Source organism: Echinicola sp. 20G, assembly GCF_015533855.1.
GTDB lineage: Bacteria > Bacteroidota > Bacteroidia > Cytophagales > Cyclobacteriaceae > Echinicola.
In genome coordinates this window covers 1103535-1127422 of record NZ_AP024154.1, presented here as the reverse complement: position 1 = coordinate 1127422, position 23888 = coordinate 1103535, and the positions used below count along the sequence as shown (strand labels likewise).

The following is a 23888-nucleotide window of genomic DNA, read 5'->3' as shown; positions in this document are numbered from 1 at the left end:
AGCATTTCACTTAGTTTTTCTTCTTACTTGACTTGGCCTGTGGGTTAAACTTTAGGCACTTGTCCACCCAATATTCCAGTTGTGGCTCAGTATCCACTACGGTACCATCGATAAAGACAAAACCTTTCATGCTTTTGCCAGTAAAGTTCATTTCCATACAGCCTGCCTGATGGAGTGCATCCTCATATTGTTCGGGCCCAACTCTCGCCATGATCCTGTCTTCATGAACGCCAATGCACATTTTTCCATTGACCATAAAGCAAAGTCCACCCATCATTTTCTTCGCTTCAAATGGTTGGCCTGCATGACTGAGCACATGTTCGATTCTATCTGCCAAAAAGGTATTATAAGCCATTTGATTACATTTTGAGTAGATTGTAATTTAAGCTTTTAATAGGCTTTAGTCAACTAATCTCCGGTATTATCAATAGACATTACTGTGGAAATTCTTGAATTCTGGTGAAATACATGGTTTTCGATTTGTTGATTTCAGATAGCCCCTTTAATGTTAGGGATGTTTGATTTACTTTGACTTGCCAGTTTAATGGAGTTTGTTCTGATTGGTGAGGAAGTAAGGTGATAATTGGTTGGTGTCCATTGATGTGCCAGTAGCCTGACTGTTTTTGGCCATCTGGAGTCCGTTCTGAATATATCCTGTCCCAGCGCATAAAAAGATAATATTTGTTTTCCGGGTCAAATTCAGCTGTAACTTCTTGACCCTGGTCCTCTATTTTTTCCAAATCCCAAAGCCCCAGCAATAAATCTGCCGTACCTGATGGTAATGAATCTATTCGTTTAAGATTAACAGTTACTTGCATACCGTCTTCTGTTCTTTTCCAAGTCATTTCATCTTGAGTGATTTCTATTTGAAACGGCTCATACTCATCTTTGATGCTGATACTAGTATGCATGGAAAGGAGATGGTTGTTAGCATCATATTGCCATGTCCCTATGTCGTTTTGAAGCCAGCCATTGCCAGATTGGTAGCTGTGGTCTGAGTGGAGTTTCATCCATTTGGCCACAGGAGTTAAGAGTCGATCGCCTACCATTACTTTTTCTACTTCCCACATGCCAGCAGGATCTTGGGCATATAGGCTTGTCAGGTGAGTCATAAGAAAACAGATGGTTAATACGATTATCTTTTTCATATTAATGTTGGGTTAGGATATGCGCTATTTTTTTTGCCAGAGTCATTTCATTGGTTTGGTCACCTACATTGGAGAGGAAAGCGACAATATAAGTTCCATGGTCAATATTGATCAACATCGATTTGTAGCCCTCGGTGGCTCCACCATGAATGATATAGGGTTGAGGTAAGTCAAGATTTCCCATTTTATAGTGTCCTTTTCTATCAAATATGGCCCAGCCGTATCCATAAGCTATTTGATCAGTTAGGTGAGCAAGATGGTTCGTTTGCATTTGCTGTAAGGAAGCTGGAGAAAGCAGTTGGTTGTTGTTCATGGCCTTTGCCCATTTATAAAGATCCTCAGATGTCGAAAAAATACGTCTGCCCAAGCTAAGGTCAATGAAATTGTTTTTTATCCAGCTTTTACTATCAGGGTTCCAGTTATAAGCTTCTGCCAATTCGGGAAATATGGTTTCATTGGAGGTGGTAGAGTAGGTATTTTCCAGTCCCAATGGTTGGCAGATTTTTGTTTTTAGTAACTCAGGAAAGGAAGTGTGGTAAGTATCTTCCAAGATGATACAAAGTAAATGGTAGGCAAAATTGCTATAATAAAACTGCTGGTTGGGGAAGTCTATTTTAGGAAGTTGACTGATAAAGTCCACATATCCCTTGTTAGAAAAGTGGAGCCTTTTGAAGGCTTTAAAATGGTGCTTGGACAACGAATCATTGACGGAATCATAATCAGGAAGCCCTGAAATATGACATAGCATATGATGAATGGTGATGTTGGAGTCAAAGTTTCCCTGATATTGATAATTGCTTAATAGGTCTTTCAAACTGTCTTCTAACTTAAGCTTACTTTCTTCCACAGCCAGGAGTACCAATGCAGCAATGAAAGACTTATTTAGAGAGGCGACGTCAAAATGAGTATCCAAGCTCACAGGAATATTCCAATTTCGATCTGCCAATCCAATTGCACTATGGTAAATGATCTCATCTTGGCTTCCAACAAGAATGGAACCGTGGAATTGATCCATTTTATTTTCAGCAACGATCAGGCTGTCCAACCGTGAGACAGTGAAATTATGGCTTCGCTGAAGTGCTTTTCCACAACTAAAGCATAGAATGGAAATGTATAGTAAAAGTAATAGGGACTTTTTCATAACAATCATTGACTGAAAGCAAGAAATATCCAAAAAGTAGGAATACAAAGTCCATGGATGACTTTGGGGTTAAAAATTCCCATATGTGGCGAATATTATTGATCTGTAAGCTTGGTGATCGATTCAATGTATTTGGGAGAGACAGGAATGAATAGATCATGGCCTAGATCAAGTAGCATTCTACTTTTAGCTAACTGTGTCTGTTGGATATTTTGATAATTGACCAGATAGCTTCGGTGACATTTAATAAGATAATGGAAGGTAGGATTCTGTTCCTGGATGCGCTTAAGCGTATTTCTCAGCAATTCATGCTTGACTTTATGATTGGACAAATAATGGATTTCTACATAATTGTCTTCCGATTTGATAAACAATAAATTTTCTTCCTTTAGCTTCAATTGATGCTTACCATTCTCAGATTTAAAGGTCAGCATATGGTGTGCGGCCTCAATCTTTCTTTGTGTTTTTCCCCAGAGCCATACCATGATCACTGGAATGAGCATTACAGAACTGTATTCTCCCAATAGAAGAAAGTAAGCATTCCAGAACCATTCTGTCCAGTTCCAGAAATAATTAAACAACAAAAAAGTGACATTGGCGCCCATGAATATTTCCAAGAGAGCCCAAAATACATTTTGAATATTGTTTTTGGGGACTAGGAATTTAGATAAAAGGAATTCATGGATATAAAAGCTTAAAGAAGTGAATAAACCAAAAATTAAAGCCCGTATAAAGAGATTGTGTCCAGAGAAAGATAGCCCTTGTTCAATTCCAAAACCTTCGTAGAAATAAAGTACAAAAAAAAGGAACAAGCCCGTAAGAATGGTTAGGCCCCATTTCTTGTTATAACTAGGGTGATATTTTAGTATGTTTTTCAAATAGGTTCATGCTGTTGATGAATACATAGGTGCTTGCCGTCATTCAAAAAATTCCTTTGGATATTGTACTTTTCCAGAGATATTTTTGAAAGCACCTTGGTATAGCTCTATTGCCATACAATTCTCATTCGGGACATCAAATGGAAAAGAAATTCCAAAATTGTCAGCTGCCTTATACCCAAACTTAGGGTAATAATCCTTATGACCGAGTACTAATATCCCTTTGAAGTTCATTTCTCGGGCTTTTCTATGGGACTCAGATATTAATTTCCCTCCAATTCCTTTTCTTTGATATTCAGGCAAAACACTTACTGGAGCCAACGCTAGAACTTCATGAAATTGGTGATTATCTTTAACATTTATTTTGCTGAGTAAAATGTGACCTAAAATTTGGCCTTTGGATACTGCAACTAAAGAAAGCTCAGGAATGTAGTGCTCAGATTTCCTTAAACGTTCTACAAGAAATTGTTCACGGTGATCACTCATAGGCTCATTGGCAAAAGCCTCTTGAATTAATGCAGAAACAAGCTCCTTATCTTTAGGTAATTCTTGTCTAATTTGAAGGTCCATAATTAGTAATCTCCTCCATTCTTGCTGTTTTCCACTGATCCTAACCACTCTTGAAGTTCATCTTCCATTTTTGAAGCTATAAAGGGTAATTGTTGGATAATATTTTCTTTCTCGCTAGGGTCGTTTATCAAATCATAAAGCTCCAGGGGGCGATTGGGTGCGTCTCTAACCAATTTGTACTGTTCATTTACCCACGATATTCTTTGATGATTTTGATAAATAAAGCCAATAGGTTTCGTTCTATTTTGCTTATTTCCCAAAAGTAAAGGGTAGAAGCTTTCTCCATCGATAGGTCTCTTGTCAGGATAGGGTATATCCAAAAGATGTAATATAGTGGGTAAATAATCACTGGTTACAGCTGGAAAGTTTGTTCTAGTTCCTCCCTTGATATGACCTTTCCAAAGTGCAAAGGCAGGTACCCGAACACCTCCCTCGTAAAGACTTCTTTTCTTTCCTCTATAGATTCCTGAGCTGCCTGGAGTTTGTACCTCAGGGCCATTATCACTGCAAAAGAAAATCAGGGTATTTCCGGCTAGTCCACGTTCTTCCAAATAATCCCAAAGTCTTCCGATCTGCTCATCCAAGGCGGTAATGGTTCCGTAGTACAACTGTTTCTCGAAACTAAGATTAGCATAAAGTTCCCTGTGTCGAGTATCAGAGACTACAGGAAGATGGGGGGTGTGGAACCATATGCTTGTAAAGAAAGGAGCGTCATCTTTTAGGGATTGGTCAATAAAAGGCAAAACTCTATCCATGATCACTCTGGCATCATCCCCTTCTAGATTATCCTTGGCGATCTGTTCTTCTCCTATCCAATAATAGGTGCCATAGGCTTTGGATGGCCTATCTCTATCAATAGCCTTCCACCCGTAGCGTAGACTCTCTCCATCTTCAAATTCCTCAGGAACTTTAAGCGGATCATAAGTGGCTACTTTGGATTCAGAACAGAAATAGGTGTCGTACCCATGCATATTGGGTAAACTATAGTGGCTTTCTTGTTCTGGCCTTCCGCCTCTATTGCCGTCTTTGGTTTCTTTTGTCAGGGTTCCCAAATGCCATTTTCCAAAATGCCCTGTTGCATACCCATTGTCTTTGAGCAACTCAGGGAGAGTGATTTCTTCAGGCTTCATATGCCCTTGATTGGCATCTGCAATGCCAATTCGAACTGGATTTCTTCCGGTAATGTAGCTGGCACGGGTAGGAGAGCATACGGGGCCAGCGCTGTAAAAGCGACTAAAAACCATACCCATGGAAGCTAATTTGTCCATATTTGGGGTTTTGATTATTTCATTTCCATTAAATCCTGCATCCATCCATCCCTGATCATCTGTCATGATCATAATGATGTTGGGTGTTTGGGAATAGCCAATTAGAGAAATAAATAACAGGAAGATTGTCAGAAGATTGCTTTTTGCCCAGCTCATGTTTGTATTAAAACTTTAATATTCAATGATCTTATCGATAACCAGTTGCTTGACTGCCTCACCATCTTGCAATTTATATTGTAATTGTCTCATCTGGTCTGTTCCTGCAATTGGGTAACGGCGTACTAAAGTACTTTCTACCACGGCAAATTCATCTTGACCTTCATAACTGTCACTCGCTTCAGGGTTAGTTTGGATGTCTGGCATATTGATCATGCTCAATGATTTTCCATTGTTCACTGAATAACCTACCAAATGCCCAAAGCCTTTATCATCTTTGGTGTAGACAAATATTTCGGCTTGGTTATCAATATCCAAGTCTCCAAGTTCCGCATTGATCACTTCTCCTTGCAGAGTCTGTGTATAAGGACCTTTATCAATCTCTAGGGTAGGGGATTCTATTGTAAGTTGATTTTCTCTAACACTCAGGAAAAATATCTGATCGCTCATATTGAGCGTTTTTGCATATTGTGTTGGGTCAATTTGTTTATGGTCTAGCTCACCGTCTATTTTGGAATAAGTGCCTCCAATACTTGCTCCTCCGGAACAATAAAAGTAGAGTAATGCATCATCAGCTTCGTTTTCTGTTCTGATGGTAAGCTGGTTATTTTCAAAAGTAAAAAGAATGGCTTTATCATCCTCGAAGACTTTTAATTGGTTTTCACTGATGACGTTTGCATTTACATCAAGTGTACAGGTTGGTTTTTTCTTATCAGCTCTGGATCTGATCGACACACGCATGGTATGAGCGTTTATTTTTTTGATGCTGATGGCCACCCAATCAAAGCCTTCTTCACGCTTGGCATAGCTATCGTCTACATAGTTGCCTTGGAGGGATAGGTCAAACAAAGAGGCTTCATTTGTAGTTTTTTTTTCATCTACTATCAAATGTCCTTTTTGAGAAATGCTATCATCCTTTCCCCACATGAATTCCTCTCCCTTTATCCAAAAGAAATAGCCTTCCTGATTTTGGTATTTGGCCCCGCTAGCAGCTTGGGTGGATTGAAGTTCATATTGTTGGCCGTTTGTCTCATCCAGCAGAACTAAGTGTTGGGAAGTGTCATTTTTTTGAAAAATTACGGAGTAATAATGTTCTTGATCATCTGCTAAATATCGATAGGTTTCTCCTTCTTCTATTTCTTGAAGCGAATCGGTGTTTTTTTGGTCATCGGTAGATTTTGGTTGGCAAGAAACAATAAGGCCAACGATTAACAATAGTTTCAATAACAGTGCGTGGTTCATCATGATAAAGAAAAATAAATAAAAACATAGGTGAGAGCCTGCTACTCTCACCTAACATGAATTATATAATTAAGTCTGATTGTTTTCGTTAAAACCAACCATCCAATTAATGTCAAACTTGTCCGTAAACATGCCAAAATAATCTCCCCAAAACGTATCCGCCATAGGCATGGTCACTTTTCCCCCTTTTGACAATTGGCTAAAATAACGATCAGCATCTTCTTTACTGTCAGCAGTGATGGAAATTGTTATGTTATTACCGATTATTGTTTTCGGAGCCCATTCTCCACCTGTGTCACTGCCCATCAGAATGGTCTGGCCTATGGGTAAGCTAACATGCATGACTTTGTTTTTATCTTCTTCCGAAAGCGTGACCCCTTCTTGTGGAGGCATATCTGAGAATTTGCCCATATAGCTAAATTCTCCACCAAAAACTGATTTGTAAAAGTTGAAGGCTTCTTCACAATTGCCCAAGAATGTGAGGTAAGGATTTACTGCTGCCATCTTAGATTTGGTTAAGGTGTGGAAATATTATGAAACATGTTACTAATTTAACTTTTCGCCATGTTAATCACTAAATAATTTCGTTTATTCTCATCAAATTAAGCTTATTAGTTTTATGATATTGAACCTTCAGAGTTCAAACTAAGTTGGGTAAAATGCAGATGGATGGAAAAGAATGAATCGTCATTGTCTACCTTTGCGGAGAGATAACTTGTAACTAAACAAAACTTTGAATTTCTTTTATGGAAAAGCCTGTTTTTAATATTGAAGAAGTAAATAAAATTATCCGAAACCGACGATCCATGTTTGTGGCCCAGTTTAAGGAAAGTGACCCAATTGAGGACTTCATCATTGAGGAAATGCTGGAAAATGCCAATTGGGCACCTACTCACAAACTGACAGAACCGTGGAGATTTACTGTTTTTTCTGGTGAGGGACTTAAAGAACTGGCTAGGTTTCAGTCAGAGTTGTACAAGGAGAGGGCTGAGAAAAACGGCAATTTTAAAGTTCCTGTGTATGAAAAATTACAGCAAAATCCATTGAAATGTTCTCATGTGATCGCAATAGCGATGAAAAGGGACCTTGGTTCAGGTCTGCCAGAAATGGAAGAAGTAGCGTCAGTTTCCATGGCAGTTCAAAATATGTACCTCACTGCAAGTGCGCATGGTTTGGCGGCATATTGGGGAACAGGAGGAGTAACTTTTTATCCTGAGGCAAAGGAATACTTTGGTTTGGAAGAGGAGGATAAGTTGATGGGATTTTTCTTTGTGGCTAAACCTAACTTGGATATTTGGCCGGCAGGTAGGAGAAAGCCTATTGCAGATAAAGTGAAATGGGTGAAATAAAAAAATCCGGGCTTCAACCCGGATTTTTTTATTTGTCTATAGAGCCCATGACCCTTTTCATAAAGGTGTTCATGGCTTCTTTTTTATCCATGCCTTCTTTGATCATGGCGTTTACCTCTAATGTTCCATAAAGATTGGAAAGCAGCTCACCCATCACTTCAAGTTCTTCATCTTTCAATGAAGCGATTTCTGTCATGTTTTCAAGCAGCTCAATGGTTTCATTTACCCAATCTTCATCATTTTCTTCTATAAAAGTAAGTACGTGCTTAATTATTGGCAATCTCATCGATCAATGCTTTTAAGTTGTCTTCTTTGTTGGTTTGAGCTTGGTTGACCAGTTGGCCATTTTTAAAGGAAGCAAATGTAGGCAAGTTATTTACTTGCGCTAGTTTGCGGGATTCGGGAAGCTTTTCTGCATCTACATACAAAAATTTCACTTCTTCATAATTGCCAGATAAACGTTTCATTTTAGGCTTCATAATACGACAATTCCCACACCAAGTAGCACCATATTGTACAATTACCTTGTCATGCTGGGTGATGATTTCCTGCAAATTGTCCTGATCTAATTCTTGTAACATATCTTTTTGTTTTAACGATTTCTAATTATTGAAACAAAAGTAGCGTCAATTAATTCCTAAATCCAATTGATAAATTCTATCGGTGATAGAATGAATTAATAGATGCTTTCATTCACGAATGGTATTAAAGCAAGTATAACAGCTTGTTCGTAATATTCTTGCCTGTTTACCAGGCTTTTAGTCAAGATGCCTACAGCTCCATTCCCTTGTTTGGAGTTTTCCCGGTTGAAAACCTGATCATCTGCATCCCCAAGTTCCATGCCTCCTTTGATCAAATTGCTGATGGCTTTGGGCAAAAAGAAAGTGGAAGTTTTGGATTTCCCTGTATTCCCTTGCTGGTCTATGATGACGACCCAAGCATAAGCAATCAGATCTTCACCCATTTCATCCACTCCTCCTTCGATACCCACCCAGTAATCGGCTTCTGGAAAAGTATTTTTAGCATTTTTTGCCCTGTTATAAGCTCCTCTGTAAGTTTCTGCATCTCCAAAAGGCTGCTCGCTGACTTCTGAGTTTACATTAAGCCCTTGTACCACAAAATGGTGCTCTTCAAATACTTTGTGAAAACTACTGTCGGTACAATTGATTTTTACTGGGTTTTGACTACCCACGACCACCAGAAGCTGCCTTTCACGCTTCTGGATATTTTTTCTTTTCGGAAATGCCATTTACTTGATGTTTAAAAATAAAAAAAGCCTTTGGTGTAGTCCAAAGGCTGTAGGAATAAGCTTCCTTATGAAATATTATGAAAGACGTGGTTTACATCATCGTCCTCTTCCATTCTTTCAATCATTTTATTTACCTCCTCTTCCTGCTCTTCAGTAAGATCAACCGTTGTGGTCGGAAAACGTTGGAATTCGGCACTTGTTACCTCAATGTTTCTTTCTTCCAGCGCTTTTTGCATGTTGCCGAAGTCCTCAAATGCCGTATAAATATAGATTTCCCCTTCGTTTTCGTCAATATCATCCAAACCATAATCAATAAGATCAAGCTCTAGTTCTTCCATGTCGTGATCATCTTGCGGAAATCTGAAAACAGCCTTATGGTCAAACATGAAACTCACAGATCCTGAGGTTCCCAATGATCCGCCGCCTTTGGTGAAATAGTGACGTACGTTCGCTACAGTCCTATTGATATTATCCGTAGAAGCTTCCACAAGTATGGCTACTCCGTGAGGTGCATAGCCTTCATATACTACTTCTTCGTAGTTACTTTGGTCTTTGTTGCTTGCTCTTTTAATGGCCGCTTCGATGCGGTCTTTGGGCATAGCAGCACCTTTTGCGTTTTGCATTACCGTCCTAAGCTTAGGGTTGTTTTCCGGATCAGGACCACCCGCTTTTACGGCTATGACGATTTCTTTTCCCAGACGGGTAAAGACTTTGGACATTTTGCTCCAACGCTTGAATTTTCTCTCTTTTCTAAATTCGAATGCTCTTCCCATATTCTTTTACATTTCAGGATCGTAAAAATAATAAATCTTTTGAATTGGCTCATCATTCCTTGACAAACAAGTGCTTTTGATGACTAGGCTTTTTATATTTGTATAGCCACTCAAAAATAACCTCCCCTAACTATTTTAACCAAAACCATACGAATTATGGACTTTGCCACATACCAACCCATTCCAAACCTTCCTATATCAAACAGACCAAAAATGGTCATTTTGGGAGGCGGCTTTGCCGGACTTAAGTTGGCCCGTAAGATGATCAAATCTGAGTATCAAGTGATTTTGTTGGATAAAAACAATTACCATCAATTTCAGCCTTTATTTTACCAAGTGGCTACAGCGGCATTAGAGCCGAGTGCTATTTCTTTCCCTTTGAGAAGGATTTTTCACAATACTCCGAATGTTACTTTTAGAATGGCAGAAGCACAAGCAGTTGATCAGGAACAAAAGCGCCTTTATACCAACCAAGGGTATATTGACTACGATCATTTGGTGTTGGCGATGGGAGCAGATACCAATTATTTTGGGATGAAAAACATCATGGAGTACAGTACTCCAATGAAGACCGTTTCTGAAGCACTCTATATCCGTAACCGCATTATTTCCAATTATGAAAAAGCCATTAACATAGCTGATGTAGCAGCTAGAAAGGCTTTGATGAATGTGGTTATAGTGGGAGGTGGACCAACTGGGGTAGAGCTGGCAGGAGCGATTGCCGAGCTGCGGAACAATGTATTCCCAAAAGATTATCCAGAGTTGAACTTCAAAAACATGCGGGTAGTCTTGGCAGAGGCTGGTCCAAAGCTCTTGGCAGGAATGTCACAAGAAGCTAGTGAAAAGGCTGTGGTTTATTTGGATAATTTGGGCGTGGAAATCATGGTCAATGCTGCTGTGGAGGATTATGATGGTTTGACGATCAAGATCAAAGATCATGAAAGCCTGGAAACCAGAACCTTGCTCTGGGCGGCAGGAGTAAAGCCAAACCATATCAAGGGTTTGAAAGAGGAACAAATGATTCCAAACGGTAGACTTAAAGTAAATCAATTTAATCAGTTGTCTGGCACAGAGAGTATTTATGTGGTCGGAGATCTCTGTGTTCAAACCGATGAAGATTATCCAAGGGGGCACCCTCAAGTGGCACAAGTGGCCATTCAGCAAGCAGATAATCTGGCCAATAATTTTATTGCCTGGGCAGATAATAGAAAGCCCAAAGCGTTTAAATACAAAGATCTTGGTTCTATGGCAACTGTGGGGAGAAAACTTGCAGTGGTAGATTTACCATTTATAAAATTCCAGGGTTTTACTGCTTGGATCACTTGGCTCTTTGTCCATTTGATGGCAATCGTGGGTGTCAAGAACAGGATTTTTATATTTCTGGATTGGGCTTGGAATTATTTGTCTTTTGATCCAGCTCTCAGATTACTAATTAGGCCAAGATACGTGAAGCCTAAGGAGCAAGATGAGTTAGTGGAGGAAAAACATGAATAATTGAAAAAATAATCTTATAGTTCATGTATGTTTATTGACGCTTTATTTTGTTAAAATAACACTTTAACTGGTTTTCTGTTTAAAATGCTGGTAAGATAGGTGTTGGGGATTCCAATTGCCTTACCTCCTTTAATAATGGTATTGATATAATCCTTATGAGGGAATATTTTATCCACATTTTGGGAAGATTTAAATGTGAAGGCCCTAGTTGTGCCTTCTTTGGTGATGATGTTCACCGATGTGAAGTCATAGTTTTTTTCTGAGGTCAAAAAGTGATTTTTGTCTTTTTCATTGATTTGATACAGCGCACCATAAACATTTTCATTAGCACTTTCTACAATGTTTGCCCTTGCCGAGCCATCAGGATTTGGGTGGTTAAACCTAAAACCATATCCCGTTAATATTCCTATTCCTATAAATTTTGGAGGGGTGACCAGCCGTCCCACCAATGTGGATTGGTCTAAGTTGCTGGCATATCCGAAGTAGTAAATTGAAGCCATAATTATTGGGGCAGAAATTATTTTTAACTTTGGGTTAAACCTCGAATAGAGATTTTGGTCAAAGGAATATAATCAAAAAATTAATGACCATGAAAAAACTATTGTTTGTAATTGCCCTAATGGCCGTAACAGTTATTGCCGCTGAAGCTCAGCAAAGGAAACAACGCCCAGATGTTAAACCAGAAGATATGGCCGAAAGAATGACCAATCGTATGGCTGAAGAGTTGGATTTGGATGAAACCCAAAAAAAGGCGGTTTATGAATTAAACCTGGAGAGTGTAAAGCAGCGAATGGAAGCTAGAGATCAGGCTAAGGAAGATCGCGATGAGATGAGAGAGAAAATGGAAGCGGATCGCAAAGAGCATGAAGAGAAGTTAGAGGCGATCCTGACACCTGAGCAAACTGAGAAGTGGAAGGAATTTCAAAAGGAAAGTAGAGAAAAAATGAGAGAAAGGGGTGCAAGAGGTCAGAGAAGAGGAGATGGATGAAATGCCATGAGTAATGGTGTTTAGTGAATATTTTTAGTGAAAAGTGTAAAGAAGATCAATTTTGATCTTCTTTTTTATGCTTTGGCTGTTGTTTTGCGTACAAACTTTCGGAAAAACTGATTATAATTGAGTACCCAAATGTAACAAAGCACCATGAATGAACATGCGATAATAATTTTTCAAAAAAATCCTGAGCCGGGTAAAGTAAAGACTAAGCTAGGCGAGGTAATTGGTAGTGAAAAGGCTGCAGAGGTTTATGAATACCTCTTGAAAAACACCCATGAAGTGGTTGAAAAGTATCCAGCGGATGTCTTCGTTTATTTCCAAGATGAGGTTGATGATAGGTTTCTCTTAAATAATCATTATCATCTTAGTCTACAAGGACAAGGCAATATTGCTGAAAAAATGGAACAGGCCTTTGCTGAGGTTTTGGGTAAAGGATATCAGAAAGTGGTAATCATTGGATCTGATTGTCTGGAGTTGAACGCTGATATTTTGGATGAAGCATTTGAGGCTTTAAGTTACCAAGATTTAGTAGTAGGCCCGGCACAGGATGGTACGTTTTATTTGCTTGGGATGAAAGAGCTTTACAGCGAGTTATTCAGAGATAAAGATTGGGAAGTTCAATCTGTTGTAAGTGAAATTTTAAGTGATGCCAAATCCTTGAAGTTAAATGTCCACAAAATGAGAATGTTATTTGATGTGGAGCAATATGAAGATCTAAAAAGTCTAAGAGGTTTGTTGAATATTCATTAAGGAAAATAAAAAAGCTCCCCGATTATCGGGGAGCTTTTCATCGAATTAACAAACTTGTTAAATAAACTAAACTACTGTTATTCACAGAATTCAGCGTCTTCTACGTTCTCGAAAAAGGAGCGATCTTTTCTAGGTAAGTGGGATTTACCCATCAAATATTCATCTACTTTTACGGCGCATTCTCTACCCTCAGAAATAGCCCAAACCACTAGCGACTGTCCTCTTCGCATGTCACCAGCTAAGAAAACTTTGCCATTAGTACTTTGATACTCTTTCGATTTAGGTAATGTATTTTCCATGGTGTCTACCCCGAATGCATCTAGCAGGCCATTTTGTTTCGGACCAGTATAACCGATAGCCAATAGAGCTAAGTCACACGGTACTGTTCTTTCCGTGCCTTCTATTTCGGAGAATTTCATTCTACCATTTTCTTCATTCCATTCAATATCCACCAAAGTAAGGCCGGTAACATTTCCGCTTTCATCTTTGGTGAACTCCTTGGTTAATACAGAGAAAACTCTTTCTACACCTTCTTCGTGAGAGCTGGACACTTTGAGCGTCATTGGCCATTCTGGCCAAGGGTTCAGCTGTGCACGCTTTTGAGGTGGTTTTGGTAATAGCTCCAGCTGCATAACAGAGGCCGCTCCGTGTCTATTGGAAGTACCGATACAGTCACTACCTGTATCACCCCCACCAATCACGATCACATGCTTTCCTTTTGCAGAAATAGGATTTTCTGAGTCTCTCTCTCCACTTACTACTTTGTTTTGTTCACCAAGGAATTCCATGGCAAAGTGAACCCCATTGGCTTCGCGACCTTTGATTTTAAGATCTCTAGGCTCTTGGGCCCCAGTGGATAGAACCACTGCATCAAAGTTTTGAAGAATATGGTCAGCTTTAATGTTAAAACCGATTTCAGTGCCAGTAGAGAAGATAACTCCTTCTTCTTCCATTAGCTTTACTCTTCGGTCGATGACCCACTTTTCCATTTTAAAATCAGGAATACCATATCTCAAGAGACCACCTACTTTTTGGTCTTTTTCGAATAGGGTTACTTCGTGGCCTGCTTGGTTAAGCTGATCTGCTGCAGCTAGACCAGCTGGTCCGGCACCGATCACTGCTACCTTTTTGTCAGTTCTGATTTCCGGTACATTTGGCTTGGCCAATCCTAGCTCATAAGCTTTTTCAGCTATATTCTTTTCGATCAATTCAATCGCAACAGGGTCTTTGTTGATCCCTAGCACGCAACTGGCTTCGCATGGTGCTGGACAAATCCTACCTGTAAACTCAGGGAAGTTGTTGGTGCCTCGTAAAATATCGAAAGCTTCTCCCCATTCTTTACGGTAAACGGCATCGTTAAATTCAGGAATTACATTCCCAAGCGGACATCCATTATGACAAAATGGAATACCACAGTCCATACACCTAGCAGCTTGATTGTTAAGTGTCTCTGGTTTTATTTGATGATGGATGTCTTTATAGTCACCAATCCTTTCTTTAGGATCTCTGTTTTCTTCTAGCTCTCTTTTATATTTAAGGAATCCGTCTTTCGCTCCCATCTTACACTAAAGTTTTAGATTGTTCTTCTTCTTGTTTTAAAGCTCTTTGTTTAAGAACTGCTTTGTAATCTCTTGGCATTACTTTGATGAATTTCTCCTTTTCAGTTTCCCAGTTCTCTAGGAATTGGGTTGCCAGACTACTGTTGGTGTACTTTTGGTGAAGTTCCAAGTCTTTCTTGATGATATTGAAATCTTCTTCTTCCAATGGATCCAAATCCACCATTTCCTGGTTGATATGTTTCACATTTTCTTTGAAGATATAAGCGATACCACCACTCATACCTGCAGCGAAGTTTCTTCCAATTTCACCTAGGATGATCACTTGTCCACCGGTCATATATTCACAACCGTGGTCTCCAATGCCTTCAACTACTGCTTTTACACCTGAGTTTCTTACGCAGAAACGTTCACCACCCTTACCATTAATGTAAGCATGGCCTGATGTTGCGCCATAGAAGGCCACATTACCAATGATGATGTTGTCTTCGGCCTTGAAATTTGCATTTCTGCTTGGGTAGACCACCAATTGGCCACCTGAAAGGCCTTTACCAAAGTAATCATTGGCTTCACCTTCCAATTCGAAAGTAACACCTTGGGTCAAGAACAAACCGAAACTTTGTCCGGCCGAACCTGTAAACTTATAGTGGATGGTGTCATCTGGTAATCCAGGACTTCCATAAATCTTGGAGATTTCATTGGAAAGCATGGCACCTACCGAACGGTCAATATTTTTAATTTGGAAGTTGTCTTTTACCGCATTGGCTTGCTCAAGAGCAGGCAAAGCAGATTTGATCAATTTCCTGTCCAGTACCTTTTTCAATTTAAAGTCCTGATCAATTTGCTTGTAAATACCTACATGCTCAGGAACTTCTACCATATGGAAGATCGGACTAAGGTCTAGCTTGTCCCACTTCCAGTGGTTAAGGTGTCCAGTGGACTTCAATACATTTGACTGACCAACCATCTCGTTTACAGTTCTAAAGCCAAGCGAAGCCATGATTTCTCTAAGGTCTTCGGCCAAAAACTTGAAGAAATTAACAACATGGTCAGGGTTTCCAGTGAAGAGTTTTCTCAAATCTGGATTTTGCGTAGCAATACCCACTGGACAAGTGTTCAAGTGGCATTTTCTCATCATGATACAGCCTTCTACAACCAGGGCTGCTGTTGAGATTCCCCACTCTTCTGCACCAAGCATGGCAGCAATTGCCAAGTCTCGACCAGTTCTTACTTGACCGTCTGTTTGAAGGGTAACTCGGCTTCTAAGGTTGTTTTTAACCAAAGTTTGGTGAGCTTCAGCCAAGCCAAGTTCCCAAGGTAAGCCAGCGTGTCTTATTGAACTCAAAGGAGATGCTCCAGTTCCACCATCAGCACCTGAGATCAAGATCACATCTGATTGGGCCTTGGCCACCCCAGCTGCTACAGTACCTACACCAGCCTGTGATACCAATTTTACATTGATACGCGCTTTTCTATTGGCATTTTTAAGGTCATAGATCAACTGCGCCAAATCCTCAATGGAATAAATATCGTGGTGAGGTGGTGGAGAAATCAGACCTACTCCCGGAGTGGAGTGTCTTACTCTACCGATCCAATCATCCACTTTATGACCAGGAAGTTGCCCGCCTTCACCTGGCTTGGCACCCTGGGCCATTTTTATTTGTAGTTCTTCGGCGTTGGTGAGGTAGTTGCTGGTTACACCAAATCTACCAGAGGCTACCTGCTTTATAGCAGATCTTTCCCAATCGCCATTTTCTTTTCTTTCAAAACGGATTTCATCTTCTCCACCCTCACCACTATTGGATTTAGCCCCAATGCGGTTCATGGCAATGGCCAACGTAGAGTGTGCCTCGTGCGAAATAGATCCAAATGACATGGCGCCTGTTGCAAAACGCTTCATGATGCTTTCTGCTGATTCTACTTCTTCCAAAGGAACTGAGATCCTCTTTTTAAACTCAAACAAGCCTCTAATGGTCAAGGCATCTTTGGTTTGGTTATTTATTTTTTCAGCGAACCTTTTGTATAAAGCATAGTCATTGTTCGCAGTGGATTTTTGAAGTAAATGGATGGTTTCCGGGTTGAAAAGGTGTTTTTCACCTCTTCTTTTCCATTGGTAAACTCCTCCAGTTTCCAATCTTGGACCTTCAAAACCATAAGCTGCGTTATGTCTTACCAATACTTCCTCTGCTAACTCATCAAAGGAAACACCGCTGATTCTACTGATGGTACCTTTAAAGCATCTTTCTATTACTTCAGGCCCTAAACCAACTGCTTCGAATATCTGAGCACTCTGGTAAGATTGGAGAGTACTGATTCCCATTTTTGAAAGGACTTTCAGCAAGCCTTTTCCTATAGCAGCTTGGTAGTTTTCGAACAATTCTTTCTGCTCAAATACTTTTGAAAGTTGCTCCGTCTCATTCAAGTGCACAAGTGTTTCTAGGGCCAAATAAGGGTTGATGGCACTAGCCCCGTAGCCCACAGCCGTTGCGAAATGATGCGTTTCTTTGATGTCTCCTGCTTCTGCAATCAAACCTGCTTTGGTTCTCATTTTCATGTTCACCAAGTGATGGTGAACACCACCAATGGCCAAAAGAGAAGGAATAGGAGCAACACCTTCGTAGGTGTTTCTGTCAGAAATGACCAACACGTTATAACCTTCATTGATGGCATCAACTGCATCTTGACATAGCTTATCCAAAGCTTCTAGCATTCTACCAGGTTGATGGTCAGCCTTGAAGTGTGCATAAAGGGTTTTTGATCTGTAACCTTTATTTTCAAGATTTTTGATCTTTTCGAGATCTTCGTTCAGCAATACAGGTTGCGAAATGTGAATTTGTCTCGTGTGCTGAGGGCTTTCTTCCAAGATATTGTAACCTTCACCGATTCTAGTGAAAAGAGACATCACCAATCTCTCCCTAATCGGATCAATCGGCGGGTTACTTACTTGGGCGAATAGCTGCTTGAAGTAATTGGAAATATGCTGGCTTTGTTTGGATAGTACTGCAGGTGGTGTATCTGCACCCATAGAACCTAGTGGTTCGTAAGCAGTGTCTCCCATAGGAGCCAAAATAGTATGTACATCTTCGGTTGTAAACCCGAAGACTGTTTGTCTTTGTTTGATGTTTTGGGTATTGTAAGGCTGGGAAAGCACCTTAGGCGCAGGCATTAGTCTCAGCTTCAATCTTTCTTTTCTTACCCAAGTATCATATGGTTTGTTTTCACAAACTTCAGCTTTCACTTCTTCGTCGAACAATACTTTACCCTTTTCAAGGTCAGCCATGATCATTCTGCCTGGGCTGATTCTTCCTTTTTCTGTGACAGTGGCTTCTCTTATCGGTAAAGCTCCAGCCTCAGATGAAAGGATCAGCCTGTCGTCATTGGTCATAAAATACCTCAAAGGTCTCAGACCATTTCGATCCAAAGTGGCACCAAGTGATTTGCCATCTGTAAATAGCAAAGCTGCTGGACCATCCCACGGCTCCATCAAAGCTGCATGGAACTTATAGAAAGCCTTTTTGGACTTGTTCATGGACTTATTGTCCTGCCAAGCTTCTGGCACCAACATCATCATCACATGTGGCAAAGACCTTCCGCTTAGAGTAAGCAATTCCACCATGGCATCCAGGTTCGCTGAATCTGAATAGGTTGAATTGGTCACAGGCATTAGTTTCTCAAGCTCTTCCTCGGTGAAGAGTTCTGATTTCATCAGGGATTCTTTGGACCTCATCTTGTTCAGGTTACCTCTGATGGTGTTGATCTCACCATTGTGGGATAGGTATCTGAAAGGCTGAGCCAATCTCCAGTTCGGGAAGGTGTTGGTTGAGAATCTAGAGTGTACTACTGCTAGGGCAGAAGTTATTTTATTGTTTTGTAAGTCTTTATAGAAAGCTAGTACCTGATCGGTTCTCAACTGCCCTTTATATATAAGGGTGTTTGAGCTGAAACTGGCAAAGTAAAATGACATATTAACCCCTGGAGTTGTGGAGTTGATCACTTTGGTCGCATAGTTTCTCAGTACATAGAGCTTTCTTTCAAGTTCCTTACCTACTAATCCATCTTTGTGCTTAACAAAGAGTTGCTCAATATTAGGCATTACCTCCAAAGCACCTGATCCTGGCACGGTCTCGTCCACTGGTACTTCTCTATAACCAATAAGCTCAAAATCCATTTCTTCAAGGATTTTGTTGAGCAGTGTTTTTGATTTTTTATGTAGTTGCTTGTTTTTCGGAAAAAATGTCATGCCAACCCCGTAACTACCTTCTTCTGGTAGTTCAAAGCCTGCACGGTGAGTTACCTCCTTCAGAAAATCATGTGGTACCTGAATCAAAATACCCGCTCCATCACCGGTTTTAGGATCACTGCCTCTCCCTCCTCTATGCTCCATATTGCTCAGCATAAAGAGCGCATCGCTTATCGTCTCATGGCTTTTGTTGCCCTTCACATTGACCACTCCGCCAATCCCACAGGCGTCATGCTCAAACTGTGAATGGTATAATCCTTCATTCATAGTTAGTGTTATTTAAATAGGTTTGTAAATTCGATTGAATAAATTACAAAGAATTTTTCTTTTTTTAAAATCTCGGCAACAAAAGAACGAAAAAAATACATTAATAACCAAATTGGCCTATGATTTTTACAATTATTAAAATAGAAATGGAGGGTTCCTAAAAGTTGCCTTATTGCAATTTTATGTTCAAATCATTGAAAGTGATTAATATTTTGACCTGTTTTTTTGAAAAGGATGTAAAATAACCTGAAACAGGTTCAAAAAATGAAATTTCCATTATTTTTCCATGAAATTGAAATTTTTTCAATGAATCATGCCCGATTGATGGGTGCAAAGAAATTATCGCTGAAAATATAAAGGAAACCGAATTATCTTGAATTAAATATGAATAGCAGTTTTTTGATTGGCAAAAGGCTTGATTTTTAGTTGGCTTTAATCTTCATTATGTGCCACATCCCCAGCCTCTTGGGAGTGAAGTTTTACCTTTACTTTTTTGATCCTTCGGGCATCTACTGCCAAAATGGTGAAGGTGAATTTGTCAAATTGAATTTTAGACCCGCTTTTGGGCAATTTAGCATTGATCTCCAAAAGCAATCCACCTAAAGATTCACTGTCTCCCTTGACCTCATCAAAAGACTGGGGGTCCAATTCCAACCTTTTACAAAAGTCATTTAAGGAAACTTTCCCTTCAAACACATAAGTACTGTCATCGATTTGCTTAAAAAGGGATTCTTCACTGTCGTCAAATTCATCATTGATTTCCCCAATGATTTCTTCGATCAAATCTTCTAAAGTTACCAATCCGGATGTTCCTCCATATTCATCCACAACGATGGCCATGTGTACCCTTTTGTTTTGGAAGTCCTTGAGCAAGGCATCAATTTTTTTGTTTTCCGGAACGAAGAATCCTTTTCTAGTCAAGGTTTGCCATTGAAAATCTTCTTCTTTTTCAATATGGGAAAGCAGGTCTTTGATGTACAGAATCCCTTCAATATTATCAATGGTTTCTTTATAAACAGGGATTCTGGAATACCCGCTTTTGTTGATTTTATCCATGAGTTCATGGAAGTCCATTTCCACATCGACTGCTGTGATATCCATCCTAGAGCACATGACCTGTTTTACAGACAATGTCCCAAAATTTACAATGCCCTTGAAGATGTCTTTTTCTCCTTCAGTGGTGTGCTCAGCTGTGATTTCTAAGGCTTGATGAAGTTCATTAACCGAAAGCGTATAGCCTTTTCTTTCTATTCTTCTTTCGATGATATTACTGATGGCCATCAGGAAGGAAGAGAGCGGTGCCAAAGCGATGGAGAAGAAATTAAGGCTTTTGGCCATAAGCTTGGAAAAGCTGATTCTGGCATTGTTGGCGTATACTTTTGGAACAATTTCACCAAAGAAGACAATGGCAAAGGTGATCCCAACAGTTTGAATCAAGATGACCATAAGGCCAGTAGCGTTGGCGCCAAAGAGTGTCAAGGTAAAGAACGTGGTCAAAGTCACTATGCCGATGTTGATCATGTTATTCAAGATCAAAATCGTACTCAGGAGTTTTTGAGGTGCTTCGATCAGTTTGATCACCAAGCTGGAAGTTTCATCTGTTTCAGTGCTGAGCAGGCTTAAATCATCGTGAGATAGCGAAAAGTAAGCCACTTCTGAGCCGGAAATAAGAGCAGATGCCAAAAGCAGTGCTAGAAAAATAAGACTATTAAGAATGATATAGCCGGCCGAAACCTGGTTGATTTCAGCCAGCAACAAAATACTCGGGTATGGATCGTCCATTAAGTGATTCAAATATTGTTCTGCAAAATTAATGATTTATCCATTACAATTCTTAAAATGACCCAATTAGAATGGTAAGTCATCATCACCCTCTTCGATATTTCCTCCTGATGAAGGCATGGATGCGGGTTGAGGGTTGCCAGCGTTAGGTTGGCTGATGGTATTGGGATTGCTGCTTCCTCCAGCGCCCATTTCACTGTTTTTGGAGCCAAGCATGGTGAAACTCAGTACACGGATTTTTGTTCTTTTCCTGTTGTTTCCTTGCTCATCTTGCCAAGTGTCGGATTTGATTTTTCCTTCTACGAAGATTTGGCTGCCTTTTCGCAAATATTGTTCCGCTACTTTTGCTTGCCCGTCCCACAGTTCCAGGTCATGCCATTCAGTATTTTCTACACGGTTTCCGTTGCGGTCTTTGTATGCTTCTGTAGTTGCTAGTGTCAGGTTGGCTACTACGCTACCACTTTCCAAATGCCTCACTTCAGGGTCTTTACCTAGATTGCCAACTAATATTACTTTATTTACACCGGCCATAGTTTAAGTTGATTTATAGAATTTTGTTAAAAAGCGTACTTTTAAATTTAAGGATTATTTTTTATCGTTCAAATAACGAACAATCAGTTTTGGCTTGCCCAAAGCTTCCAATTCTGCTTCATTACAGCAGAGAAAATCATTGTCTTTGGCCCATTTTTCCAAGGCTGATTGATGATCTTTATCTATGTTGAACGAGACAAAGTTTGAAAAAATTTTTTGATGGGTCAGTATATGTTTATAAGTCTTTTCCTTTTCGAAGTTTATGGTTGGCTTAAATGCTTGAAGTTCATGAAACAAATTTGATGCCTCAGGGTCGATCTTTTCAGGAGAGGAAAATTCCACTAATGGAAAATCTGTAAGGCCTTGCCAAATGTCTTTGGGGCCTCGGGTTTTGGCTATCGTTAGTTCACCACAGGTAATGTCATGATACAAAAACGCGCGTGTTTTGACTTTTATTTTCTTTTCCTTCACTGGGAGGGAGCTTACCATTTGATGTTTTGCTGCAAAGCATCCATCCAATAAGGGGCAATTGTCACAGTCAGGATTTTTTGGGGTGCATTGCAAAGCACCAAATTCCATGATAGCCTGGTTGTATTCATCTGGGTGTTCTTTTGAAATCAGCTTATTGGCGAGTTCTTGGAATTCCTTTTTGCCTTGTGAGCTGCTAATATCTGTTTCGATCCCGAAGTACCGACTTAGGACACGGAATACATTGCCATCCACTACGGCGACTTTTTCTTTGAAGGCAAAGGAAGCAATGGCTGCGGCGGTATACTGCCCCACACCTTTGAGTTTTAGAAGACTTTTGTAATCAGAGGGGAATTGTCCTCTATATTCATTGACCACTTGTTTGGCACATTCATGAAGGTTTCTGGCCCTGCTGTAGTAGCCTAGTCCTTGCCAAAGACGCATGATTTCTTCAGTTGGTGCTTTCGCGAGGTCCTGAACAGAGGGATAATGGGAGACAAATTTCTCGAAATAGGGAAGTCCTTGGGCGACTCTGGTTTGCTGAAGAATAATTTCTGACAACCAAATGATGTATGGGTTTTGGGTGTTTCTCCACGGCAGATCCCTTTTATTTTGGGGGTACCAAAGGAGAAGCTTGGAGGCAAAAACGTTGAAATTCAAAACTTTTGAAATTTTATCTGTAAACTTTTCGTTGAACAAAAGACGCTAATTTTCTTCATTTTGTTTTTATATTGAAAAGCATCATTTAAATTTGCAGTCCCAAAATTAGTTGGTTAATAGATTGTTAAGCAATTTAATCAAATTAAAATTTAAATACAGTGACTAAAGCAGAGGTAATTACCAAGATTTCGGACAAGACAGGAATTCAGAAGGATGATGTAACTCAGACAATTGAGGCATTCTTCAAAGTAGTAAAGGATTCCATGTCAGAGGGAGAGAATATTTATGTGAGGGGATTCGGTAGCTTCATCAACAAGAAGCGCGCTAAGAAAATCGCCAGAAACATTTCTAAAAACACTGCTATCGTTATCGATGAGCATTATGTTCCGGCTTTCAAGCCTTCTAAAGTCTTCATCGACAAGATTAAGAACAGCAAAAAAGTAAAGGAAGTAACTCTTCAGGACTAATCTGAGAGATCTACTGTCTATGAAAAAGTCGCAAATCATCCTGGTCGTTGTCGTCGTCGTCGCTGCGGCAGCCCTTTATTCGCTACCAAGAGTAGTGGTGGACAATGCAGAAGATGGTGAAGCCCTCGAGCAGGAAGATATGGCGTCTGCTGACTCAGTGGCCCAAGCACACAGTACCAGTATCCCAGATTCAGAGCGGGGAACGGTTAGTGCCTTGATAACCAATTTAGAAAAAGCGGAAAGTAAAGAAAAAATTACTATCTTTGCAGATTCAATTGCCTCTTTCTATGTGAGTTCCGGGATGTATGACAGTGCAGCCTACTATTTGGGCCAGACTGCTGACAGATATCCAGACATGGAATCACTTGAGAAAGCAGGTAATGCTTATTATGAAGCATTTGGTTTTGCGATGGATCAGGATAAGGTAGCTTATTTGGCCGGGCACACCAGGGATTATTTGAACAGGGTGCTTGAAAAGCAACCAGATCGACTTGATCTCAAAACTAAGGTAGCAATGACACATGTGTCTTCTACCAACCCTATGCAGGGGATTATGATGCTAAGGGAGGTACTTGAAGAAGATCCTCAAAACGAGCAGGCTTTGTTTAATATGGGAATCCTGTCCATGCAGTCAGGCCAGTACAAACGAGCAGTTGAACGTTTTGAAGAGCTTATCAGTTATCATCCCGACAATATTCAAGGTCAGTTTTACCTCGGGGTGAGCTACTTTGAAGCGAAGCAGAAAAATAAAGCAAAAAAACAGCTCCAGCTGGTAAAAGACATGACAGATGATCCGATGATTATTTCGAGTGTGGACAATTATCTGGGGCAACTATAAAAGTATTGTTAAACTTAAATCCATAAGATTATGCCTTGCGGTAAAAAAAGAAAAAGACATAAGATTG

Annotated in this window: 24 protein-coding genes; 6 read left to right on the top strand and 18 right to left on the bottom strand. The window is 40.0% G+C overall.

The genetic code is table 11. The features are described 5' to 3' along the window. Nucleotides 1–10: 10 nt before the first annotated feature. The 8 genes from JL001_RS04980 to JL001_RS04945 all read right to left on the bottom strand — a co-directional run bounded on the left by JL001_RS04980 (nt 11) and on the right by JL001_RS04945 (nt 6907). Nucleotides 11–355: a TfoX/Sxy family protein gene (locus JL001_RS04980; protein WP_192009571.1), complete on the bottom strand. Its 345-nt coding sequence runs from the start codon at nt 353–355 to the stop codon at nt 11–13. A 79-nt stretch (nt 356–434) separates the two neighbouring features. Beyond that, nucleotides 435–1148: a hypothetical protein gene (locus tag JL001_RS04975; protein ID WP_200975045.1), complete on the bottom strand. Its 714-nt coding sequence runs from the start codon at nt 1146–1148 to the stop codon at nt 435–437. A gap of 1 nt (nt 1149) precedes the next feature. Then, a complete protein-coding gene (locus tag JL001_RS04970) occupies nt 1150–2289 on the bottom strand; it encodes a serine hydrolase (RefSeq protein WP_200975044.1) in 1140 nt (379 codons plus the stop codon). Nucleotides 2290–2384: 95 nt separating this feature from the next. Further along, complete coding sequence (locus JL001_RS04965; RefSeq protein WP_200975043.1) at nt 2385–3167, bottom strand: LytTR family DNA-binding domain-containing protein; 783 nt, start codon at nt 3165–3167, stop codon at nt 2385–2387. A gap of 39 nt (nt 3168–3206) precedes the next feature. Then, the gene (locus tag JL001_RS04960) at nt 3207–3737 is read right to left on the bottom strand and encodes a GNAT family N-acetyltransferase (protein ID WP_200975042.1); all 531 of its coding nucleotides are present in this window, start codon (nt 3735–3737) and stop codon (nt 3207–3209) included. A gap of 2 nt (nt 3738–3739) precedes the next feature. Next, complete coding sequence (locus JL001_RS04955; protein WP_200975041.1) at nt 3740–5161, bottom strand: sulfatase; 1422 nt, start codon at nt 5159–5161, stop codon at nt 3740–3742. A 15-nt stretch (nt 5162–5176) separates the two neighbouring features. Next, entirely contained in the window at nt 5177–6406 is a 1230-nt protein-coding gene (locus JL001_RS04950) for an MliC family protein (RefSeq protein WP_200975040.1), read from the bottom strand. A gap of 66 nt (nt 6407–6472) precedes the next feature. After that, nucleotides 6473–6907 carry a VOC family protein gene (locus tag JL001_RS04945; RefSeq protein WP_200975039.1) on the bottom strand — a complete coding sequence of 145 codons (435 nt, stop codon included), beginning with the start codon at nt 6905–6907 and terminating at the stop codon, nt 6473–6475. Nucleotides 6908–7149: 242 nt separating this feature from the next. Here JL001_RS04945 and JL001_RS04940 point away from each other — a divergent pair, with 242 nt between their 5' ends. Then, on the top strand, nt 7150–7752 hold the full coding sequence (locus JL001_RS04940) for a nitroreductase (protein ID WP_200975038.1): 603 nt from the start codon (nt 7150–7152) through the stop codon (nt 7750–7752). A gap of 28 nt (nt 7753–7780) precedes the next feature. Here the strand turns inward: JL001_RS04940 and JL001_RS04935 are convergent, their stop codons facing one another. The 4 genes from JL001_RS04935 to JL001_RS04920 all read right to left on the bottom strand — a co-directional run bounded on the left by JL001_RS04935 (nt 7781) and on the right by JL001_RS04920 (nt 9774). Next, nucleotides 7781–8038 (bottom strand): hypothetical protein, encoded by a 258-nt coding sequence (locus tag JL001_RS04935; protein ID WP_200975037.1) that lies wholly within the window; start codon nt 8036–8038, stop codon nt 7781–7783. Further along, nucleotides 8019–8333: a co-chaperone YbbN gene (locus JL001_RS04930; protein WP_200975036.1), complete on the bottom strand. Its 315-nt coding sequence runs from the start codon at nt 8331–8333 to the stop codon at nt 8019–8021. The genes JL001_RS04935 and JL001_RS04930 overlap by 20 nt, the downstream gene beginning before the upstream one ends. 95 nt (nt 8334–8428) lie before the next feature. Continuing rightward, a complete protein-coding gene (gene yjjX / locus JL001_RS04925) occupies nt 8429–9001 on the bottom strand; it encodes an inosine/xanthosine triphosphatase (protein WP_200975035.1) in 573 nt (190 codons plus the stop codon). A gap of 65 nt (nt 9002–9066) precedes the next feature. Beyond that, the gene (locus tag JL001_RS04920) at nt 9067–9774 is read right to left on the bottom strand and encodes a YebC/PmpR family DNA-binding transcriptional regulator (protein WP_200975034.1); all 708 of its coding nucleotides are present in this window, start codon (nt 9772–9774) and stop codon (nt 9067–9069) included. A gap of 156 nt (nt 9775–9930) precedes the next feature. Between JL001_RS04920 and JL001_RS04915 the strand changes: the two genes are divergently transcribed. Next, complete coding sequence (locus tag JL001_RS04915; protein WP_200975033.1) at nt 9931–11268, top strand: NAD(P)/FAD-dependent oxidoreductase; 1338 nt, start codon at nt 9931–9933, stop codon at nt 11266–11268. Between the two features lie 50 nt (nt 11269–11318). On the opposite strand, the gene JL001_RS04910 is transcribed toward JL001_RS04915, so the two are convergent. Further along, nucleotides 11319–11768 carry a gamma-glutamylcyclotransferase family protein gene (locus JL001_RS04910; RefSeq protein WP_200975032.1) on the bottom strand — a complete coding sequence of 150 codons (450 nt, stop codon included), beginning with the start codon at nt 11766–11768 and terminating at the stop codon, nt 11319–11321. Between the two features lie 89 nt (nt 11769–11857). Between JL001_RS04910 and JL001_RS04905 the strand changes: the two genes are divergently transcribed. After that, complete coding sequence (locus JL001_RS04905) at nt 11858–12256, top strand: DUF4890 domain-containing protein (RefSeq protein ID WP_200975031.1); 399 nt, start codon at nt 11858–11860, stop codon at nt 12254–12256. Between the two features lie 153 nt (nt 12257–12409). After that, complete coding sequence (locus tag JL001_RS04900) at nt 12410–13012, top strand: TIGR04282 family arsenosugar biosynthesis glycosyltransferase (protein ID WP_200975030.1); 603 nt, start codon at nt 12410–12412, stop codon at nt 13010–13012. Between the two features lie 77 nt (nt 13013–13089). On the opposite strand, the gene JL001_RS04895 is transcribed toward JL001_RS04900, so the two are convergent. The 5 genes from JL001_RS04895 to mutY all read right to left on the bottom strand — a co-directional run bounded on the left by JL001_RS04895 (nt 13090) and on the right by mutY (nt 22516). Then, nucleotides 13090–14571 carry a glutamate synthase subunit beta gene (locus tag JL001_RS04895; RefSeq protein WP_200975029.1) on the bottom strand — a complete coding sequence of 494 codons (1482 nt, stop codon included), beginning with the start codon at nt 14569–14571 and terminating at the stop codon, nt 13090–13092. A 1-nt stretch (nt 14572) separates the two neighbouring features. Further along, entirely contained in the window at nt 14573–19075 is a 4503-nt protein-coding gene (gltB, locus tag JL001_RS04890) for a glutamate synthase large subunit (RefSeq protein WP_200975028.1), read from the bottom strand. A gap of 432 nt (nt 19076–19507) precedes the next feature. Further along, a complete protein-coding gene (gene gldE, locus JL001_RS04885) occupies nt 19508–20857 on the bottom strand; it encodes a gliding motility-associated protein GldE (RefSeq protein ID WP_200975027.1) in 1350 nt (449 codons plus the stop codon). Nucleotides 20858–20923: 66 nt separating this feature from the next. Then, nucleotides 20924–21388: a single-stranded DNA-binding protein gene (locus JL001_RS04880; protein WP_200975026.1), complete on the bottom strand. Its 465-nt coding sequence runs from the start codon at nt 21386–21388 to the stop codon at nt 20924–20926. A 54-nt stretch (nt 21389–21442) separates the two neighbouring features. Beyond that, the gene (gene mutY, locus JL001_RS04875; RefSeq protein ID WP_200975025.1) at nt 21443–22516 is read right to left on the bottom strand and encodes an A/G-specific adenine glycosylase; all 1074 of its coding nucleotides are present in this window, start codon (nt 22514–22516) and stop codon (nt 21443–21445) included. A gap of 158 nt (nt 22517–22674) precedes the next feature. On the opposite strand from mutY, the gene JL001_RS04870 reads away from it, so the two are divergent. Then, nucleotides 22675–22983: an HU family DNA-binding protein gene (locus JL001_RS04870; RefSeq protein ID WP_192009553.1), complete on the top strand. Its 309-nt coding sequence runs from the start codon at nt 22675–22677 to the stop codon at nt 22981–22983. Between the two features lie 19 nt (nt 22984–23002). Further along, nucleotides 23003–23821, top strand: coding sequence for a tetratricopeptide repeat protein (locus JL001_RS04865; RefSeq protein WP_200975024.1), 819 nt, complete (start codon nt 23003–23005; stop codon nt 23819–23821). The last annotated feature ends 67 nt before the right edge of the window (nt 23822–23888 follow it).

What these genes read in the sequence shown, in the direction of transcription:
- JL001_RS04970 (WP_200975044.1), bottom strand. Translation starts at nt 2,289, where the DNA reads ATGAAAAAGTCCCTATTACTTTTACTATACATTTCCATTCTATGCTTT.
- JL001_RS04865 (WP_200975024.1), top strand. Translation starts at nt 23,003, where the DNA reads ATGAAAAAGTCGCAAATCATCCTGGTCGTTGTCGTCGTCGTCGCTGCG.
- JL001_RS04940 (WP_200975038.1), top strand. Translation starts at nt 7,150, where the DNA reads ATGGAAAAGCCTGTTTTTAATATTGAAGAAGTAAATAAAATTATCCGA.
- JL001_RS04905 (WP_200975031.1), top strand. Translation starts at nt 11,858, where the DNA reads ATGAAAAAACTATTGTTTGTAATTGCCCTAATGGCCGTAACAGTTATT.
- JL001_RS04975 (WP_200975045.1), bottom strand. Translation starts at nt 1,148, where the DNA reads ATGAAAAAGATAATCGTATTAACCATCTGTTTTCTTATGACTCACCTG.
- gldE (WP_200975027.1), bottom strand. Translation starts at nt 20,857, where the DNA reads ATGGACGATCCATACCCGAGTATTTTGTTGCTGGCTGAAATCAACCAG.
- JL001_RS04980 (WP_192009571.1), bottom strand. Translation starts at nt 355, where the DNA reads ATGGCTTATAATACCTTTTTGGCAGATAGAATCGAACATGTGCTCAGT.
- gltB (WP_200975028.1), bottom strand. Translation starts at nt 19,075, where the DNA reads ATGAATGAAGGATTATACCATTCACAGTTTGAGCATGACGCCTGTGGG.
- JL001_RS04930 (WP_200975036.1), bottom strand. Translation starts at nt 8,333, where the DNA reads ATGTTACAAGAATTAGATCAGGACAATTTGCAGGAAATCATCACCCAG.
- JL001_RS04955 (WP_200975041.1), bottom strand. Translation starts at nt 5,161, where the DNA reads ATGAGCTGGGCAAAAAGCAATCTTCTGACAATCTTCCTGTTATTTATT.
- JL001_RS04920 (WP_200975034.1), bottom strand. Translation starts at nt 9,774, where the DNA reads ATGGGAAGAGCATTCGAATTTAGAAAAGAGAGAAAATTCAAGCGTTGG.
- JL001_RS04915 (WP_200975033.1), top strand. Translation starts at nt 9,931, where the DNA reads ATGGACTTTGCCACATACCAACCCATTCCAAACCTTCCTATATCAAAC.
- JL001_RS04960 (WP_200975042.1), bottom strand. Translation starts at nt 3,737, where the DNA reads ATGGACCTTCAAATTAGACAAGAATTACCTAAAGATAAGGAGCTTGTT.
- JL001_RS04950 (WP_200975040.1), bottom strand. Translation starts at nt 6,406, where the DNA reads ATGATGAACCACGCACTGTTATTGAAACTATTGTTAATCGTTGGCCTT.
- JL001_RS04880 (WP_200975026.1), bottom strand. Translation starts at nt 21,388, where the DNA reads ATGGCCGGTGTAAATAAAGTAATATTAGTTGGCAATCTAGGTAAAGAC.
- JL001_RS04910 (WP_200975032.1), bottom strand. Translation starts at nt 11,768, where the DNA reads ATGGCTTCAATTTACTACTTCGGATATGCCAGCAACTTAGACCAATCC.
- JL001_RS04935 (WP_200975037.1), bottom strand. Translation starts at nt 8,038, where the DNA reads ATGAGATTGCCAATAATTAAGCACGTACTTACTTTTATAGAAGAAAAT.
- JL001_RS04895 (WP_200975029.1), bottom strand. Translation starts at nt 14,571, where the DNA reads ATGGGAGCGAAAGACGGATTCCTTAAATATAAAAGAGAGCTAGAAGAA.
- JL001_RS04900 (WP_200975030.1), top strand. Translation starts at nt 12,410, where the DNA reads ATGAATGAACATGCGATAATAATTTTTCAAAAAAATCCTGAGCCGGGT.
- yjjX (WP_200975035.1), bottom strand. Translation starts at nt 9,001, where the DNA reads ATGGCATTTCCGAAAAGAAAAAATATCCAGAAGCGTGAAAGGCAGCTT.
- JL001_RS04945 (WP_200975039.1), bottom strand. Translation starts at nt 6,907, where the DNA reads ATGGCAGCAGTAAATCCTTACCTCACATTCTTGGGCAATTGTGAAGAA.